At 57.4% G+C, this 16,588-nt stretch carries 12 protein-coding genes; 8 read left to right on the forward strand and 4 right to left on the reverse strand.

Features of this window, described 5'->3' with window-relative positions:
* Positions 1-132: 132 nt before the first annotated feature.
* Entirely contained in the window at positions 133-1,143 is a 1,011-nt protein-coding gene (locus tag ACR0BZ_RS02610) for an Ldh family oxidoreductase (protein WP_480919373.1), read from the reverse strand.
* A gap of 31 nt (positions 1,144-1,174) precedes the next feature.
* Positions 1,175-3,604 (reverse strand): GcvT family protein, encoded by a 2,430-nt coding sequence (locus ACR0BZ_RS02615; RefSeq protein WP_480919374.1) that lies wholly within the window; start codon positions 3,602-3,604, stop codon positions 1,175-1,177.
* 343 nt (positions 3,605-3,947) lie between these two features.
* Here ACR0BZ_RS02615 and xylB point away from each other — a divergent pair, with 343 nt between their 5' ends.
* From xylB to ACR0BZ_RS02630, 3 genes are read left to right on the forward strand one after another with little or no spacing between them, the layout of a single operon-like run.
* Complete coding sequence (gene xylB, locus ACR0BZ_RS02620; protein ID WP_480919462.1) at positions 3,948-5,405, forward strand: xylulokinase; 1,458 nt, start codon at positions 3,948-3,950, stop codon at positions 5,403-5,405.
* Positions 5,402-6,352 (forward strand): aldose epimerase family protein, encoded by a 951-nt coding sequence (locus ACR0BZ_RS02625; RefSeq protein WP_480919375.1) that lies wholly within the window; start codon positions 5,402-5,404, stop codon positions 6,350-6,352. Before xylB ends, ACR0BZ_RS02625 begins: the two co-directional genes overlap by 4 nt.
* The gene (locus ACR0BZ_RS02630) at positions 6,349-7,647 is read left to right on the forward strand and encodes a cytochrome-c peroxidase (RefSeq protein WP_480919376.1); all 1,299 of its coding nucleotides are present in this window, start codon (positions 6,349-6,351) and stop codon (positions 7,645-7,647) included. The genes ACR0BZ_RS02625 and ACR0BZ_RS02630 overlap by 4 nt, the downstream gene beginning before the upstream one ends.
* Here ACR0BZ_RS02630 and ACR0BZ_RS02635 read toward each other — a convergent pair whose 3' ends face one another.
* Together ACR0BZ_RS02635 and ACR0BZ_RS02640 are read right to left on the reverse strand one after the other, a co-directional pair.
* Positions 7,648-9,159, reverse strand: coding sequence for a CRTAC1 family protein (locus tag ACR0BZ_RS02635; protein ID WP_480919377.1), 1,512 nt, complete (start codon positions 9,157-9,159; stop codon positions 7,648-7,650).
* Positions 9,149-10,366 carry an ROK family transcriptional regulator gene (locus ACR0BZ_RS02640; RefSeq protein WP_480919378.1) on the reverse strand — a complete coding sequence of 406 codons (1,218 nt, stop codon included), beginning with the start codon at positions 10,364-10,366 and terminating at the stop codon, positions 9,149-9,151. The genes ACR0BZ_RS02635 and ACR0BZ_RS02640 overlap by 11 nt, the downstream gene beginning before the upstream one ends.
* A 152-nt stretch (positions 10,367-10,518) precedes the next feature.
* Here ACR0BZ_RS02640 and xylF point away from each other — a divergent pair, with 152 nt between their 5' ends.
* The 5 genes from xylF (at position 10,519) to ACR0BZ_RS02665 (ending at position 16,581) form a co-directional block, all read left to right on the forward strand.
* Positions 10,519-11,538: a D-xylose ABC transporter substrate-binding protein gene (gene xylF / locus ACR0BZ_RS02645; RefSeq protein WP_267364640.1), complete on the forward strand. Its 1,020-nt coding sequence runs from the start codon at positions 10,519-10,521 to the stop codon at positions 11,536-11,538.
* A 76-nt stretch (positions 11,539-11,614) separates the two neighbouring features.
* Positions 11,615-12,913, forward strand: a complete 1,299-nt coding sequence (locus ACR0BZ_RS02650; RefSeq protein ID WP_267364641.1) for a sugar ABC transporter permease — start codon at positions 11,615-11,617, stop codon at positions 12,911-12,913.
* A complete protein-coding gene (locus tag ACR0BZ_RS02655; protein ID WP_209504341.1) occupies positions 12,913-13,710 on the forward strand; it encodes an ATP-binding cassette domain-containing protein in 798 nt (265 codons plus the stop codon). The genes ACR0BZ_RS02650 and ACR0BZ_RS02655 overlap by 1 nt, the downstream gene beginning before the upstream one ends.
* Before the next feature lie 10 nt (positions 13,711-13,720).
* Positions 13,721-15,028: a xylose isomerase gene (xylA, locus tag ACR0BZ_RS02660; RefSeq protein ID WP_480919379.1), complete on the forward strand. Its 1,308-nt coding sequence runs from the start codon at positions 13,721-13,723 to the stop codon at positions 15,026-15,028.
* A gap of 197 nt (positions 15,029-15,225) precedes the next feature.
* Positions 15,226-16,581 carry an MATE family efflux transporter gene (locus tag ACR0BZ_RS02665; RefSeq protein ID WP_480919380.1) on the forward strand — a complete coding sequence of 452 codons (1,356 nt, stop codon included), beginning with the start codon at positions 15,226-15,228 and terminating at the stop codon, positions 16,579-16,581.
* Positions 16,582-16,588 lie beyond the last annotated feature (7 nt).

Consider the following 16,588-nt stretch of genomic DNA (forward strand, 5'->3'; position numbering starts at 1 on the left):
TTCCGAGGGGGAATGGTTTGTCGCATCCGTGATTGGCTCGGCAAGATTGCCTCCTGGGCACAGCAGGATTGGCGCTTGAAGCCGCCCGTGTCGGAGGAAGGCTCTCTAGCCAGTCAGCTAAGCGCGGGTATTTCAGGACGCGTTTAACGCGGCCAGAACCTCGGTGCTGACCACAACACCTTCAGCTTCGGCTGCCGCCCGTTTGGCCAGACGCCCGTCACCCGGAACACGGGCGTTCCCGTTGCCTACAATTTCTGCGCAAATGCGCGTGATATATTGATTGAAGGCCGCGTTGCCGAACCTCGTCGGATCAATCGCAATCAGTGTTGCGCCGCCCTTGATGTTCAGGGCCCCGAACGCCTCGCGTTCCTGATTGTCTACGGAAAGGGTTCCACCAGCCAGAGCTGCACCCAACACTTCAACCATGAAAGCGATTGCGGCGCCCTTGTGCTCGCCAAAAGGTAACAGGCTGCGGGTTTCCAGAATGGCGTTCGGGTCCGTGCTGGGTGCGCCGTCAGGGTCCAGCCCGGCAGGGCGGGGCAGGTCGTGCCCTTCGGCTGCGGCCATGCGGATATCCATCAAAGCAACCATTGAAGACGCCTGATCCCAGACTATCGGCGCACCGTCCTCGCGTGGGCAGGCAAAAGACATCGGGTTGGTGCCAAATACCGGGCGCACCCCACCTTGCGGCACAACCATGGACAAAGAGTTGATCACGGCAAACGCCACCAGACCCGCTTCGGCCAGCGGTTCGGTGTCAAACCGCAACGCGCCCAGATGGTGGCAATTTGCGCAGGAGAAAGCGGCAATGCCGTTTTCCTGCGTCATTTCGATCAACGCGTCGCGGGCTTCTGCTGTGGCGACCTGATAGTACCCGTTATCTGCGTCACAGCGCAGAACGCCCGGGGCAACCTTTTCTATCTTGGGTTTCGCATTGCCGTTTGCATAGCCCGAGGTGAAGCTTTGGACATAGACCGGCAGCATACGCAATCCGTGGCTGCGCGGACCGTCCCGCTCGGACCGGGTAACAATGTCGGCCAGAATATCGCTGCCCTGCGCGTTTACACCGGCAGAAACAAGTACGGATTTCGCCAGCGCCCGAACCTCGGCAAGAGAAAGCGTATTGGTCGATTGTTCGGTCATCTTTTCAAATCCAGTCTTTTTACTTCAGGGGTCAGGCACGCGCACGCGCGCTGGTGGGATCAACGGCGCAAGTATCGATCACCTCGGCATCGCGCATTTCGTTATGGACCAACACCTGCATCCGTTTACCCGGCGCGGTCATATCGTTTGGTACAAGTGCCATCGCTATGTCGTGGTGGCAATAATAAGAGAACCCGCCCGACGTAACGTGCCCGATCAGTTCACCGTTTGCATAAACGCCTTCATCGAACATCACCGAAGTTTCACCAAAGGGAAGTTTCAACGTGACCAGCCGTTTGTGATTGCCCTCGCTTCTCTGCTTCTCCAACGCCGCTTTTCCGATGAACTCTCGCCCCTCGGTGACAACAAACCGATCAAGGCTGGCCTCATACGGTGTCATGTCCTTGCAAATCTCGCGGTTGATGGCGCGATAGGATTTTTCAAGGCGCATGGATTCCAAAGCCTCAAGACCGAAGGGTTTTACACCGGCTTTCAAAAGCAGGTCGACAAGGTGGCGGTTATACCCGACCGGATGGTGCAGTTCCCAACCCAACTCGCCTGTGTAAGATACCCGAAGCAGGTGAACGTCTTTGGCATAGCCTACTTCACCTTTTTGTGCAGAGAGCCAGGGAAAAGCAGCATTAGACAAATCGTTGTCGGTCAATGGTTGCAAAATCTCGCGCGCCTTGGGACCGGCCAGCGCGATCACACCCAACTGTTCCGAAACGTCTTCAAGGATAACCGATTGATCTTGTGGTAGCAGGCGTAGCAGCTGATCCCAGTTATAGGCGCGCCAATTCGGGGTAGAGACCAGGTAAAAATCATTCTCGGCATAGCGGACAACTGTGTATTCCGCATCCATGCCACCTTTTGGATTCAACAAGAGCGACAGGTTCATCCGGCCCACTTTGGGCAATTTGTTTGCCATCAGACCATCCAGCCACCGCGCGGCGCCGGGACCGCGTACAGTAAACTTGGTCATCGGCGACATCTCGATGAACCCGGCCGCCTCGCGGGTGGAACGTACTTCCTCCTGAACGCGTTCCATGTGGTGAGTGCGGCGGAAAGAATGTTCTGGGATCGCCTCTTGCGGCGATTTGGCGAACCAGCGCGGGAATTCATAGCCGTTGAAGCTGGTCCAGACTGCGCCATGCGCCGTCAGCAGATCGTAAGACCCCACGGTTTTCATTGGGCGCGCGTCCGGGAAATCTTCGCCGGGGATATGCGCGTTCATATGTGTGCCCCAGGTTTCGCGAACCTTATCCATGGTCCAGCGTTTGGAGGCGTAGTCAGAGAAACGGCGCGGGTCCAGTTCCGACATGTCCATGCCCGGATCACCGTCGACGATCCAGCGGGCCAGCCGTTCGCCCACGGTGCCGCCCCACAGAATGCCACCGGGCATCCCTTCGGCCAGCCACAGGTTTTTGTACCCCGGCGCTGGCCCGGCAAGTGGCAATTCGTCCGGCGTCATTTGGAAGGGGCCGCGCGTGTTGGCCTTGATGCCCACCTCGCCAAGAACTGGAACCCGTTCGATTGCCCGTGCCCATTGGGTTTCCACGGCATCGAAATCCTCGGGCAAGAGGTCTGCGCCAAAGTCAGGTGGCACGCGGTCTTCGGCAAACAGCTTTAGGTCCTTGGTGAATTCATAGGGCCCGAACTGAATGCCACCGACATCTTCGCGCAGATATGCGCCGTAATCTTCATCCCGCAGGATCGGGAACTCGGGCAAACCCTGCGCGCGACGTTCCTTGAGCAGTGGAACGGTTTCCGTGGTCCAGTACTGGTGAACGATAGGAATGCAGGGCAGGTCCAGCCCAACACGCCGGGCATTTTCACGGGCATAGTTGCCGGTGGCAAAAACCAGATGCTCGCACGTGATCTCACCCTGATTGGTGGTCACTTTCCAATGACCGCTTTCCAGCCTTTCATACGCCTGTGCTTCGGTGTTCTGACAGATTGTGGCGCCTGCATCCCGCGCCAGCTTTGCCATTGCCATGGTGATGTCGGCCGGGTTCACATAGCCGTCCTCGGTATGCAGGATGCCGCCACGAATATGCTCGGACTGGCTCAGAAGGGGATGAACATCGGCAATTTCCGCTGGAGTCAACAGTTTGCAGGGCACACCGGCGGCCTCGGCAATCGAGATATATGACTGGAATTCATCCCAACGTTCCTGGGTGTTGGCAACGCGCAGCTGACCCACTTTGCGCAAGCCTACCGATGCACCCATCTTCTGTTCGACTTCGGAATAGATGCGGATGGTTTCCATCGTCATCTTCGACACGTTATGGGACCGCACGAAGGTGACCAGCAGACCGGCCGCATGCCAGGTCGAGCCTGAGGTCAGCGTGGTTCGTTCCAGCATCACCGCATCGCTACAGCCGTGCTGTGTCAGCCCATACAGAATGGACGCGCCCACACATCCGCCGCCAACGACAACAACTTTGGCATGTGATTTCATTCGCCGATTTCCTTCTTGCGACTGATCATGGTGTCAGACGCTCTGCCTGCCCGAAATCAGTAAGATGAGAACGTTCCGAATTTTTTACGGAAACATAGCGCCAGACAATCGCAAAAAATTTCTCCTGCGGCTTAGTTCAGGTCACCTCTTACCGGGCCCCTTCGTATTGGTCGCTGTCTGGTTCCCGGTCATTCAGTGCTGTCCAGAACGGCATCAATTTTTATGTGCCTTGTCTTGTTTCACCCTGTTATGTTAGCGCAAACTATGCCAGTGAAACCTGATGCCTTTGCAAAACTGGGTTTCTGTTGCCTACAGTATTGCGGCTTACAAGTGGGAGGAACAGGTGTATCTCGGTCTTGATTTGGGGACGTCAGGTCTTCGGGGAATTGTGGTCAGTGAAGACGGCGACGTCGTTGCCGAGGCCGAAGCGAGCGTGAACACATCGACACCGCATCCGGGCTGGTCAGAGCAGGAACCTGCGGATTGGGTTGAAGCGTGTCAAAAGGTCGTTGCCCAGTTGCGCGGGCAAAACGGCGCTGCGTTTTCGGCAGTGCGGGGCATTGGTCTGAGCGGACATATGCATGGCGCAACGCTTCTGGACCGACAGGGTCGCGTCTTGAGGCCCTGTATCCTTTGGAACGACACAAGGTCTGCCCGTGAAGCTGCCGAACTGGATGCGCTTTCCGCGATGCGATCGATCACCGGAAACATCGTTTTTCCCGGCTTCACTGCGCCTAAACTGGAATGGGTGCGCAGGCATGAACCTGACGTTTTTGAAAAGACGGCCAAAGTCTTGCTCCCCAAAGATTATTTGCGCTTCTGGCTGACCGGAGATTACATCAGCGACATGTCCGATAGCGCGGGTACCGCGTGGTTGGACGTCGGATGCCGTGAATGGTCGGAAACAGCGCTTGAGCTCAGCCATATGCGTCGGGATCAGATGCCGGAACTGGTCGAAGGCAGCGCTGCCGGGGGCGAGCTGAGGGCGGAGATTTTGCAGCACTGGGGTCTGACCGGACCCGTTGTTGTTGCCGGCGGGGCAGGCGACAACGCGGCGGCGGCCTGTGGTATTGGAAGTATCGCCGAAGGCAGCGGTTTTCTATCGCTGGGAACGTCGGGTGTGCTGCTGGTTGCCAAGGACAGTTACGCGCCCGCACCGGAAACGGCGGTTCACTGCTTCTGCCACGCGGTGCCGGACCACTGGATTCAAATGGGTGTCATCCTGTCGGCGACCAACAGTCTGAACTGGCTGTCCCGGAACCTCGGCCAATCCGTTGGTGCACTCGCATCGGCGTTGCCGGATACCGTCACCGGGCCGTCGAAGACCAAGTTCCTGCCATATCTGTCGGGGGAACGTACCCCTCATAATGACAGCGCTATCCGGGGGGCGTTTATGGGGCTGGATATTGCGTCAGATCCAGAGGATCTTGCACAGTCCGTGATGGAAGGTGTCTCATTCGCGCTGCGCGATTGCCTTGAAGCCCTCAGGAGCACGGGAACAAAACCTGAAAGCCTGATGGTCGTGGGCGGGGGCGCACGATCCCGGTTCTGGGTCGAGACGCTGGCAACTGTTCTGAGCGTCCCGCTTGCCTTGCCCAAAGGCAGTGAATTCGGAGCCGCCATCGGCGCGGCGCGCCTTGCTGCCTGTGCAGTAAACGGCGCAGATCCGGTGGAGTTCATGACATCGCCAGAAATCTCTGAAATTGTTCAGCCGCGCGCGGGGTTATTCGATGCCTATGAGGCTGAATATCAAAGATACCGCCAGTTTTATGCGGCACTATCCCCCTTGTCTGCGCCATGATGAAGGGCGTCACTTCCCTACCCATCGAACAGGTTGTTCTGGAAGATGGTGCGATGTCGGTTTCCCTGCTGAGCTATGGGGCGATCACACAAGGGTGGTGGATCGGTGAAACGCCCTTGATCCTGGGCTATCCAAACCCGCAGGAATACTTGGCGGACCCGTATTTTCTGGGTGCAATCGTGGGTCGCGTCGCCAATCGGATCGGTGGCGCAAAGTTTAATATGCAGGATGCCGCTTATCGCCTGACGGCGAATGAGGGGGAAAACACGCTGCATGGCGGTGTGGTCGGGCTGTCACGCAGCCACTGGATTATCAGGAAGACCAAGCCGAACCGTGCGGTTCTGTCCTTGACGTCACCTGACGGCGCTGACGGTTTTCCCGGAGAAATCAGGTTCGAGATTCATGTCGAGCTGGCTTTTCCACGGCTGACTTACACGATCACCGCATGGCCGGACCGGCCTACACCGATCAGCATTGCGCAGCACAATTACTATACTCTGGGGTGCCAAAGCGGTATTCTTGACAGCCGTTTGACCCTGAATTCCAAGCGGGTACTGCAACTGGACGACAACTCCATTCCGACAGGCGTCGTGAATGAGCTTGAAACGCAAGCGCTGGAATTCTCATCCCCGCGCGTTATCGGTGATGAAGGGCGCGGCCTTGACCACTACTTCGTGTTTGAAAAGGCGGGCAATTTCGATCGACCGGTTGCCACAGTCGAAACACCGTCAGGTTTGCGCATGAATGTTTACTCTGATCAGCCCGGCGCGCAGGTCTATTCCGCCGCGCATCTGTCTGATCCATTCACGCCATGCGCAGGGCTTTGCATTGAACCTTCCGGTTACACGGACGCTGTGAACCACCCCTCGTTTCCGTCTGTTATCCATTCACCGGACCGACCGTATAAACAAGTTCTGACGTTGGAAATCGCAGAGGATCAGGTATGAAAGTTGCGATATCGGTATATGCTCTGGCCCTTTGCGTGACACTGTCGGCGGCGCAGGCGCAAGACCTCGGGCCGCTTCCTCAATTTGTAGAACCGGACCTTGCCAAGGTCGAACTGGGACAGTTGCTGTTTTACGACCCGATCCTGTCAGGGAACAAAAACATCAGCTGCGCCACTTGTCATCATCCGAAACTGGGAACGTCAGACGCGCTGTCTCTGGGTATCGGTGAAGGCGGTGTGGGGCTGGGGGCAGCGCGCAGGCTTGATCAGGAAAACATGCCCGAGCAGCGCATTCCCCGAAATGCACCGGGGCTGTGGAACCTTGGGGCGCTGGAATTCACCACCTTCTTTCATGACGGGCGTCTTGAGGCAGACCCGTCACAGCCTGACGGGTTCAGAACGCCCTTGGGCACAGATATGAGGCCGGGCTTCCAATCTGCACTGGCCGCGCAAGCGATGTTCCCGGTCTTGTCGGCTGACGAAATGGCCGGCCACTATTCGGAAAACGAAGTGAGCAAAGCCGTACGTCTTGGGTTGCTGACCCAAAAGGACGGCGCATGGGAGCTTATCGCGGCGCGTGTTGCCGCAATCCCGGAATACAGGGCGCGCTTTGACCAGCTCGCGCCCGGAGAAGAGATCACTTTTACCGCAATCGCCAATATCATTGCCGATTTCATCGCCTTTGAATGGCGCGCTGACAACAGCCTGTTTGATCGCGCGATGCAGGGGAAAGAGGCGCTGCCCGAACAGGCACAAATGGGGCTCGACCTTTTTTTCGGCAAGGCCGGGTGCAGCACCTGCCATTCCGGCTGGTTCCAGACGGATCATGGGTTTCATTCTATCGCCATGCCGCAAATCGGGCCGGGAAAAGCCGCCCGGTTCGAGAACCATGTTCGCGATGACGGGCGATTGCGTGTGACGGGCAATGCGGATGACGCCTTCACATTTCGCACGCCATCCTTGCGTAATGTAACCCTGACGGCACCCTATGGTCACAACGGAGCCTACGCGCGGCTTGAAGATGTTGTCCGTCATCATCTGGATCCGGTCGCAGCTTTGCGCAGCTACTCGATCGAAAAAGCAGCGTTGCCAGAGTTTCCGGGCGCGGAAGATCAAAAAGCCTTGCTCGACCCCACGTTGATCGAGGCGATTGCAGCGTCGAATGAACTGGCCCCAATCAGCCTGAGTGATGACGAGGTGAACGCCATTCTAAGTTTCCTCAGCACACTGGAAGACCCGGCAGTCCGGCTAGGTGTGCCTGCGCATGTGCCCAGCGGTTTGCCTGTTGATCAATGATCAGCGGTCGATGCGAAGCACTTGGTTGCTTCTGAAGGTCTGCCAATCACCAACCGTGCCGTCTGGCCAGATAACCCGCAGCTCCAGTTCGTCCGCGTTGCCCAGACCAAAGTGGTGAAGCCCAGAGATGCCACTTGCGTGACCACCGCCAATGGTCACTTCCCGCGTTTGGACTCTGTCGGAGGTTTTGACTTCGATGAAGCTGCCGACAGCTGCGCGGTTGGGACGATCCTGGCCAAGATCAACCTGAACCCAGTTTCCAAGCTGTTGTTCGTTCTGAAATATCTCAAGCTCTGACCCGCGATTGACCACCACCAGATCAAGTGATCCATCCCCATTCAGGTCGGCCAAGGCCCCACCGCGGGACTTGCCCATGGAGGCGACACCCGCCGCTGAGGCAGCTTCGAAAAACTGGCCATTTGCGGATTGCAGCAACAGGTTGTTGGGGTCGGTTTGCGCCGCATCGGGCATCTGTTCGACATTGCCCTTGGCGACAAATATGTCGTCGCGCGCGTCGTTATTGACGTCGCCGAACTGCGCATGCCAGCCGGTTGACGGGCGACCGTCGCCACCGACATGTGGCCTGTGCGCCGTTGTCCCCCGGTCATAAGTCGCGTCGCGCCATGTCGGTCCCTCGGCCGTGGGATCAAAGATCTGAAACTTCTGGTCCCCCATCGAGGTCAGGTAAACATCCGGGAAGCCGTCCCCTGATATATCCCTTGATGCAATCCCCATGCCCCAGATCGAATAGGGCAGCCACCCATCTTCCGGCGCGTAAAGGCGTGGCGTGTCTTCCATAGCCCAAAGCTGCTCTTGCCCGCCGCGCACATAGTAATGGCGGTCGTTACTGACACGCAAGTCCGCGCGCCCGGTGCGCGCCCAGTCGGAAAACAGAATGGACAAGGAACAATGTCCCGGTACCAGGTGGAGAGGCGGGCCATAGGCCGTCCCTTCGGGGCGATACAAAAGCGTCGGCCCGCAGGTTTCAAACGGGCCATTGGGATTGGTTCGGTCGACATATGTTCCAAAAGCCAGTGTCGGCAGGGTTTGACCACTTTCCCAGGTGGCGGAAAAACCGGTGGTCCAGTGATCCTGAGACTGGAAATTCAACGAGGTGAACGGTTCAAATGCGCAATTCGCTTTGCCACGCAACAAAACGTCCTCGCCAACGCGCAAAACCGCCAGATCCAGAAACCCGTCCCCATCGATATCCACTGGGTAGGCGCCAGTCACGCCGGTCAGGGACAGTGCGCTTGTCGTTTCTGACCGAAAACTGACATCGGGTCCTGATGTGTTGACAAACAATTGCGCCGGGTTGGTTCCCCCTGCGGCAAACAGTTCGGGCCGATCATCACCATTGCAGTCGAAAACGGCGATGCCTCCGCCCACGAAGTGCTCCCATCCGCCGTCGTAAACATGGCTGGGGACGTCGACGCTGTGAAACTGCGGAAGGTTGATGTCGGCCGTGGCGGCAGACGCTGTCGCTAGCAGGATCGTCAGTTCAACTCGCATTTTCCGCCAGTTCCCTGACTTTCAGGATCGAGACCTGTTCGATCCCATAGGCTGCTGCCCCTTTTGCCCACATTGAATCCCCCCAATGGTTTACGTTGATTTCAGGCAGTGGCGCGTCAACGCTGACGACACCGTTTTTGATACGGGTCATCACTGCCTCAGAATGTAGGTATTCAAAGCTGCCTCGGGTGCCGGACAGGATGATACATTCCGGATCGAACAGATTGATCAAGTTGGAAAGCCCCATTCCAAACATCTGGCCAGCGCGGGACAGAACGGAAACGGACCGGGCATCACCGGATTGGGCGGCTGCGTGAATATCAGCAAGAGTGTGCGGGTCAGTTGCCTGGCTGGCAATGGTTGCCTCGCGGATCAGGGCATATTCCCCAACATAAGCTTCAAGGCATCCGCGTTGCCCGCACTGGCACAATGCGCCATCCAGCTGAACTTTGACATGCCCGAATTCCGCGCCGCAGCCGCGCTCGCCGCGATAAAGCTTGCCATCCAAAACAATGCCCAGACCAATGCCGTGTTCTATCGTGACAACCAGAAAGTTCTTCAGCCCTTTGCCAAGACCGAAAAGCTGTTCGGCCTTTGCAACCAGATTGGCGTCATTCTCGATAAATGCGGGGCAGGGGAGCGTTTGGGACAGAAGCGGGCTCAGATCCACGTTGCGCTCTGTCAGCGAAGATGACCAATGTACAAAATTCCGCTCTGCGTCGACCAGTCCGGCAATCCCGATGCAGACGCCGGAGACCTCTGTCAGGGACCAGCTTGCAGACGCGCAGGCCTGTTCCAGCGCCGTGCATATCTTTATTGCAAACGCCTCCGGGGCCATCCGGGCCTCTTCCAACGGATGTGTGTAGGAGATGATCTCGGTGCCTTCAAAATCGACCAGGATGACTGAAATCTGGTGCCGGGCCACTTTTACACCTGCAATCAAGTGACATCCGCCATGCAGTTTCAGCAGCACACGTGGTCTGCCGCGGCGCGCGGATTTTGACGGTGTTTCGCTTTCGATTTCCTGAATCAGACCAGCTGAAAGCAGATCTGACGTTGCCGCTGTCACTGTCGCTGGGCTGGTCTCAAGCGCGCTTGCAATGTCGATCCGCGATATCGCTCCGGTCGACCGGATTTGTTCCAGCACGCGCAAGCGGGTGATGTTTCGTTGATCCGTAGCGTTTGAAGAAACCTTGCTTTTCAGCATCCTGCCCTCGCGAATCTGGTGATTTCCCAAGCGTAAGCGGTTTTTCTTCTTTCGGGTAGCATAAATATTTTACTCACTGAAATAAATATGCTACTCAGAACTGTGAGAGCCACGAATCATGAAGCGATGGCTCGATAAACCGGGAGGAAATCATGAAACGAATTCTCAGCGCTTCTGCTGTGGCCGTCCTGATGGGGACGGTTGCGTTTGCAGAAACCACGGTCGGTGTCAGCTGGTCGAACTTCCAGGAAGAGCGCTGGAAAACCGACGAAGCGGCAATCAAAGCCGCGCTTGAGGCAGGCGGTGCCGAGTATATTTCGGCAGATGCGCAATCGTCGTCGGCCAAGCAGTTGTCGGATATTGAAAGCCTGATCGCCCAGGGCGTTGATGCGCTGATCATTCTGGCGCAGGATTCTCAGGCCATCGGACCGGCTGTTCAGGCTGCGGCCGACGAAGGTATCCCAGTCATCGCGTATGACCGTCTGATCGAAGATGATCGGGCCTTCTACCTGACTTTTGACAATGTCGAAGTCGGTCGTATGCAGGCGCGTGCGGTGTTCGACGCCATGCCCAAAGGCAACTATGTGATGATCAAGGGCTCGCCCACCGATCCGAACGCGGATTTCCTGCGCGGTGGTCAACAGGAGATTATTCAGGGTGCTGTTGACAGTGGTGACATTGTGATCGTTGGCGAAGCCTATACCGACGGCTGGCTGCCTGCGAACGCGCAGCGCAACATGGAACAGATCCTGACCGCCAACGAAAACAAAGTCGATGCTGTGGTCGCGTCAAATGACGGAACCGCAGGCGGTGTAGTTGCTGCACTGACCGCGCAAGGTATGGACGGTATTCCGGTGTCGGGTCAGGATGGCGACCATGCGGCGCTGAACCGGGTGGCCAAAGGCACACAAACCGTCTCGGTCTGGAAAGACGCACGCGAACTGGGCAAGGCCGCAGGTGAAATCGCGGTCGCGCTGAGTGGTGGAACGGCTGCGGCGGACGTCGAAGGCGCGGTCAGCTGGACTTCGCCCGGTGGGACTGAGATGACGTCAGTCTTCCTGGCGCCTGTGCCGATCACAAAAGACAACCTGTCCGTTGTGGTCGATGCTGGCTGGATTCCGCTGGAAGACCTGTGCCAGGGCGTCGAAAACGGCCCTGCACCCTGCAACTAAGTCAAGTCTCCAAACCATAACGTCTCTGGCCCGCAAGGCCGGGCCAGAGACCATAGCTGAACATGAAAGATCGGATATGACCGAAACTTCGTCTCAGCCGGTACCCCAAAAAGCAAAGGCCAACCTGTTCCAGCAACTGGAACTGGACATGCGGCTATTGGGCATGATCGGCGCCTTTATCATCCTTTGCATCGGCTTCAACATCGTAACGGATGGCCGTTTTCTGACGCCCAGAAACCTGTTCAACCTGTCGATCCAGACCGTCTCGGTCGCGATAATGGCCTGCGGCATGGTGTTCATTATCGTGATGCGCCACATTGATCTTTCGGTCGGCGCGCTGCTGGCGACCACATCCGCCGTCATGGCGATGACACAGACCGAACTTCTGCCGAACGTGCTGGGGTTAGGTTTAAATCACCCGGCGACTTGGGCAATCACCCTTGTTGTCGGCCTCGCAGTCGGAACCTTGATCGGCGCATTCCACGGTTGGATGGTAGGCTATCTGACCATACCGGCCTTTATCGTGACGCTTGGCGGTTTTCTGGTCTGGCGCAACGTCGCCTGGTACATGACAGACGGCCAGACAATCGGCCCGCTGGACAGCACGTTCCTGATATTTGGCGGAACCAACGGGACGTTGGGAACAACGGTCAGCCTTCTGTTCGGCCTTGCCGCCACCGCTATTGCGGTCTGGGCGTTGTGGAGCGGACGCCGCTCCAAGGCTGCCCATGGGTTCCCTGTGAAACCGGTTTGGGCCGAAACAACTTTGGCGGGGATCATTGGCATTGCCATTATGGGCTATGTCTTGATCGTCAACAGTTACTCGATCCCCACACGCAGGCTGGAACGTATGTTCGAAGCGCGGGGCGAGACCATGCCTGAAGGGCTTGTTGTGGGTTATGGTATCCCGATCTCGGTTCTGATCCTGATCCTTGTTGCGGTAACCTTGACTGTTGTGGCCCGCAAAACCCGATTTGGCCGCTATATCTTTGCCACGGGGGGCAACCCGGATGCGGCGGAACTGTCGGGCATCAATACCCGCATGATGACCGTCAAGATCTTTGCCCTGATGGGGTTTTTGTGTGCGCTGTCGGCAGTCGTGGCCTCGGCCCGTCTGGCCAACCACTCGAACGATATTGGCACATTGGATGAGCTGCGCGTGATTGCTGCGGCCGTGATCGGCGGCACCGCCTTGTCGGGCGGTATCGGTACGATCTACGGCGCGATCCTAGGCGCGCTGATCATGCAGGCGCTGCAATCGGGCATGGCCATGGTTGGCGTAGACGCACCCTTTCAGAACATCGTCGTGGGCACCGTTCTGGTTTTGGCCGTCTATATCGACATCGTCTATCGCAAACGTCTGGGAGCGAAATGATGCAAGCACAAGAAACACAGAACCAAACTTCGGGCCGTGGGTCCGGCCAGCCTCCGCTTGTCGAAATGCGCGATATCTCGATTTCGTTCGGCGGCATCAAGGCGGTGGACCGTGTCTCGGTCGATCTGTACCCGGGCGAGGTTGTGGGCCTTCTGGGCCACAACGGGGCCGGTAAATCTACGCTGATCAAGGTGCTTTCAGGTGCCTATCAGAAGGACCACGGAGAGATCCTGATCGACGGCAAGAAGGTTGAGATCAACAACCCCCGCGATGCGCGTGCCAACAATATCGAGACGATCTATCAGACGCTGGCCTTGGCGGACAATCTGGATGCAAGTTCGAACCTTTTCCTGGGGCGGGAAATGGTAACGCCTTTCGGGCTGGTCAACGATGCTGCGATGGAGGCAGAATGCCGCAAGATCATGGCACAGTTGAACCCGAACTTTCAGAAGTTCAACGACCCGGTCTCGGCGCTATCCGGTGGTCAGCGGCAGTCGGTGGCCATCGCGCGTGCGGTATATTTCAATGCGCGCATCCTGATCATGGACGAGCCCACAGCCGCGCTTGGCCCGCACGAAACACAGATGGTGGCGGACCTGATCCAGCAGCTCAAGGCGCAAGGGATCGGAATTTTCCTGATCGACCACGATGTGCATGCAGTAATGGAGTTGTGCGACCGGGCTTCGGTCATGAAAAACGGGCAACTGGTTGGCACAGTCGACATCGCCGATGTCACGGATGACGATTTGCTGTCGATGATCATTCTGGGCAAGAAACCTGGTGAAAAGACGGAATGAGGTAAAATAGATGACGAGCGGTTTCTTTCAGGGGATCGAGCAGGTCCAATTCGAGGGCGAAAACAGTAAGAACCCGCTCGCATTCCGTCACTACAACCCGGACGAGATCGTCATGGGTAAGCGCATGGAGGATCACCTGCGTTTTGCCGTGGCGTGGTGGCACTCGTTTGCCTGGGAAGGCGGGGATCCGTTTGGTGGCTCGACTTTTGAACGCCCATGGCATCCGCAAGACGACATGGGCCGCGCTAAGATGAAGGCCGATATCGCCTTTGAGATGTTTCAGATCCTGGGACAGCCCTATTTCTGCTGGCATGACGCGGATATCCGCCCTGAGCATGGGAACTTCGCCGACAATCTGCGCACGCTGAATGAGATCACCGATTATATCGGTGAAAAGATGCAGGCATCCGGCACCAAGCTGTTGTGGGGAACGGCCAACATGTTCAGCCACCGTCGCTGGATGGGGGGTGCCAGCACCAACCCCGACCCCGACGTCTTTGCTTTCGCTGCCGCCACGGTGAAATCCTGTTTGGACGCGACCCACAAACTGGGCGGCGAGAACTATGTGCTTTGGGGTGGACGCGAGGGCTACGAGACGCTGCTCAATACCGACATGAAGGCCGAACTGGATCATATGGGCCGGTTCCTGAACATGGTGGTCGAGTACAAGCACAAGATCGGCTTCAAAGGCACGATCCTCGTCGAACCCAAACCGCAGGAGCCGTCCAAGCATCAATATGATTTCGATGCGGCAACCTGTATCGGTTTCCTGCGCAAGTACGGCCTCGAGGATGAGGTCAAGCTGAACCTGGAACAAGGGCACGCAATCCTGGCAGGACACAGTTTCGAACATGAGATCGCTGTTGCTGCGGCTGAGGGTATGCTTGGGTCCATCGACATGAACCGGAACGATTACCAGTCCGGGTGGGATACGGATCAGTTCCCCAACAACACGCCCGAAGTCGCGCTGGCTTATTACCACATCCTGAAAGCGGGCGGGTTTACCACGGGTGGTACCAATTTCGACGCCAAGCTTCGCAGGCAATCCATCGATGCCGAAGACCTGATCGCGGCGCATGTGGGCGGGATGGATATCTGCGCCCGGGGCCTGAAAGCGGCAGCTGCGATGCTTGATGATGGTGGTCTGGAACAGGCACTGGCCGACCGGTATGCAGGCTGGAAAACGCCCAAGGCTCAGGCGATGCTAACCTCTGGCCTCGACGAGATTGCAGCGCGGGTACTTGCCGAAGACCTCAATCCTCAGCCACGCTCGGGGCGTCAGGAAGTGCTTGAGAACTACGTGAACCGCTTTGTGTAATTCCGGTCGGCTGAGCCTGAACTGAAATATTCGGTGTACAAAGCCCCGGAAACGCGTGAGTTTACTTAGGCGTTGTCCGGGGCTTTCCCTTGTCGAACGCAGTGGCATCATGGGCCCGTCCGGGTCGCGCAGGTGGGACGACCAAAGACTTGGTGGAAAAATCGGCAGGTAAGGCAATCTTTCTAAGTGGCAACCTGATGCTACATGTGACGCGCATGTCGCTGACCACGAGCATTGGATTGATGGCGATATTTGCTGTCGATTTTGTCGATATGGTCTTTATCTCGATGCTGGGCAACGACGCGCTGGCCGCAGCGGTAGGTTATGCCGGGACGCTGCTGTTTTTCACCAACGCAATCAATATCGGTCTGTCGATTTCTGCCGGGGCGCTGGTCGCGCGTGAGTTGGGCGGCGGGCGGGCTGAACAGGCAAGGCAATACGCATCCAGTGTCGCCGTTCTGGGGCTGATCGTCGGGTTGGTTACCTCTGTTCTGGTGTTGCTGAACGTCAGTTTTCTGCTGTCGCTGCTTGGCGCAAAGGGCGAGGTTTTGCGGCTGGCGACGCGTTATGTGTCGATCATTCTGCCGACCATGTGGGTGATGTCGATTGCGATGGCGGCGATGGCTGTGCTGCGCGCCCACGGCGATGCGCGACGATCGATGATGGCAACGATTTACGGCGGCGTTGTGAATGCAGTTCTTGACCCGATTTTGATCTTTGCCGTCGGGCTGGGGTTGGATGGGGCCGCGATAGCCTCGGTTCTGGCGCGGCTATGTATGTTAGGCGCAGCATTGTGGCCCGCGCTGCGGGTGCATCAGGGATTTGCACGCCCATCGCTGAAACAGGTGGCACAGGATTTTCGGCCCGTGCGGGCCATCGCAATCCCTGCCGTTCTGACGAATGTCGCCACGCCGATCGGGAATGCCATCGTAGTGCGGGAAATTGCACAGTTTGGAACGGATGCGGTTGCGGGCATGGCGGTGATTGGGCGGCTGTTGCCGGTGGCGTTTTCGGTCATCTTTGCGCTGTCCGGTGCGATAGGGCCAATCATCGGGCAGAATTTCGGGGCAGAAAAATTTGATCGCGTGCGTGCTGCGTTTTTGGCCGGGATCAAGTTTACCGCAATCTACGTTCTTTGCATGTCGGCCATTTTGTTTTTACTGCGTTCGCCAATTGCGAATTTGTTCGCAGCCCAGGGGGAAACGCGCGTACTGATTTATCTGTTCTGCGGCCCGCTGGCATTGGCGTCGTTCTTCAATGGTGTGATTTTTGTGACAAATGCCAGTTTCAACAATCTGGGCCATCCGGTCTATTCCACATGGATAAACTGGGGTCGTCACACCATTGGCACATGGGTGTTTGCCACGATTGGCTCACAAATCGCCGGGGCGTCGGGCGTTCTGTTGGGTCAGGCTTTTGGGGGCGTCATCTTTGCTGTCATAGGATGGGTTCTTGTCGCGCGTGTAGTGGCACGGCTGGAACGGGTGCAAACGCCCGAGCCTTTTGCCGATCAAGGGCGGCTTCACTCGCTGTTCGGGCGTCGCGGCTGGTAAGCGATCA

Source organism: Ruegeria sp. P8 (assembly GCF_056534665.1).

What these genes read in the sequence shown, in the direction of transcription:
- ACR0BZ_RS02610 (WP_480919373.1), bottom strand. Translation starts at nt 1,143, where the DNA reads ATGACCGAACAATCGACCAATACGCTTTCTCTTGCCGAGGTTCGGGCG.
- ACR0BZ_RS02615 (WP_480919374.1), bottom strand. Translation starts at nt 3,604, where the DNA reads ATGAAATCACATGCCAAAGTTGTTGTCGTTGGCGGCGGATGTGTGGGC.
- ACR0BZ_RS02625 (WP_480919375.1), top strand. Translation starts at nt 5,402, where the DNA reads ATGATGAAGGGCGTCACTTCCCTACCCATCGAACAGGTTGTTCTGGAA.
- ACR0BZ_RS02630 (WP_480919376.1), top strand. Translation starts at nt 6,349, where the DNA reads ATGAAAGTTGCGATATCGGTATATGCTCTGGCCCTTTGCGTGACACTG.
- ACR0BZ_RS02635 (WP_480919377.1), bottom strand. Translation starts at nt 9,159, where the DNA reads ATGCGAGTTGAACTGACGATCCTGCTAGCGACAGCGTCTGCCGCCACG.
- ACR0BZ_RS02640 (WP_480919378.1), bottom strand. Translation starts at nt 10,366, where the DNA reads ATGCTGAAAAGCAAGGTTTCTTCAAACGCTACGGATCAACGAAACATC.
- xylF (WP_267364640.1), top strand. Translation starts at nt 10,519, where the DNA reads ATGAAACGAATTCTCAGCGCTTCTGCTGTGGCCGTCCTGATGGGGACG.
- ACR0BZ_RS02650 (WP_267364641.1), top strand. Translation starts at nt 11,615, where the DNA reads ATGACCGAAACTTCGTCTCAGCCGGTACCCCAAAAAGCAAAGGCCAAC.
- ACR0BZ_RS02655 (WP_209504341.1), top strand. Translation starts at nt 12,913, where the DNA reads ATGCAAGCACAAGAAACACAGAACCAAACTTCGGGCCGTGGGTCCGGC.
- xylA (WP_480919379.1), top strand. Translation starts at nt 13,721, where the DNA reads ATGACGAGCGGTTTCTTTCAGGGGATCGAGCAGGTCCAATTCGAGGGC.
- ACR0BZ_RS02665 (WP_480919380.1), top strand. Translation starts at nt 15,226, where the DNA reads ATGCTACATGTGACGCGCATGTCGCTGACCACGAGCATTGGATTGATG.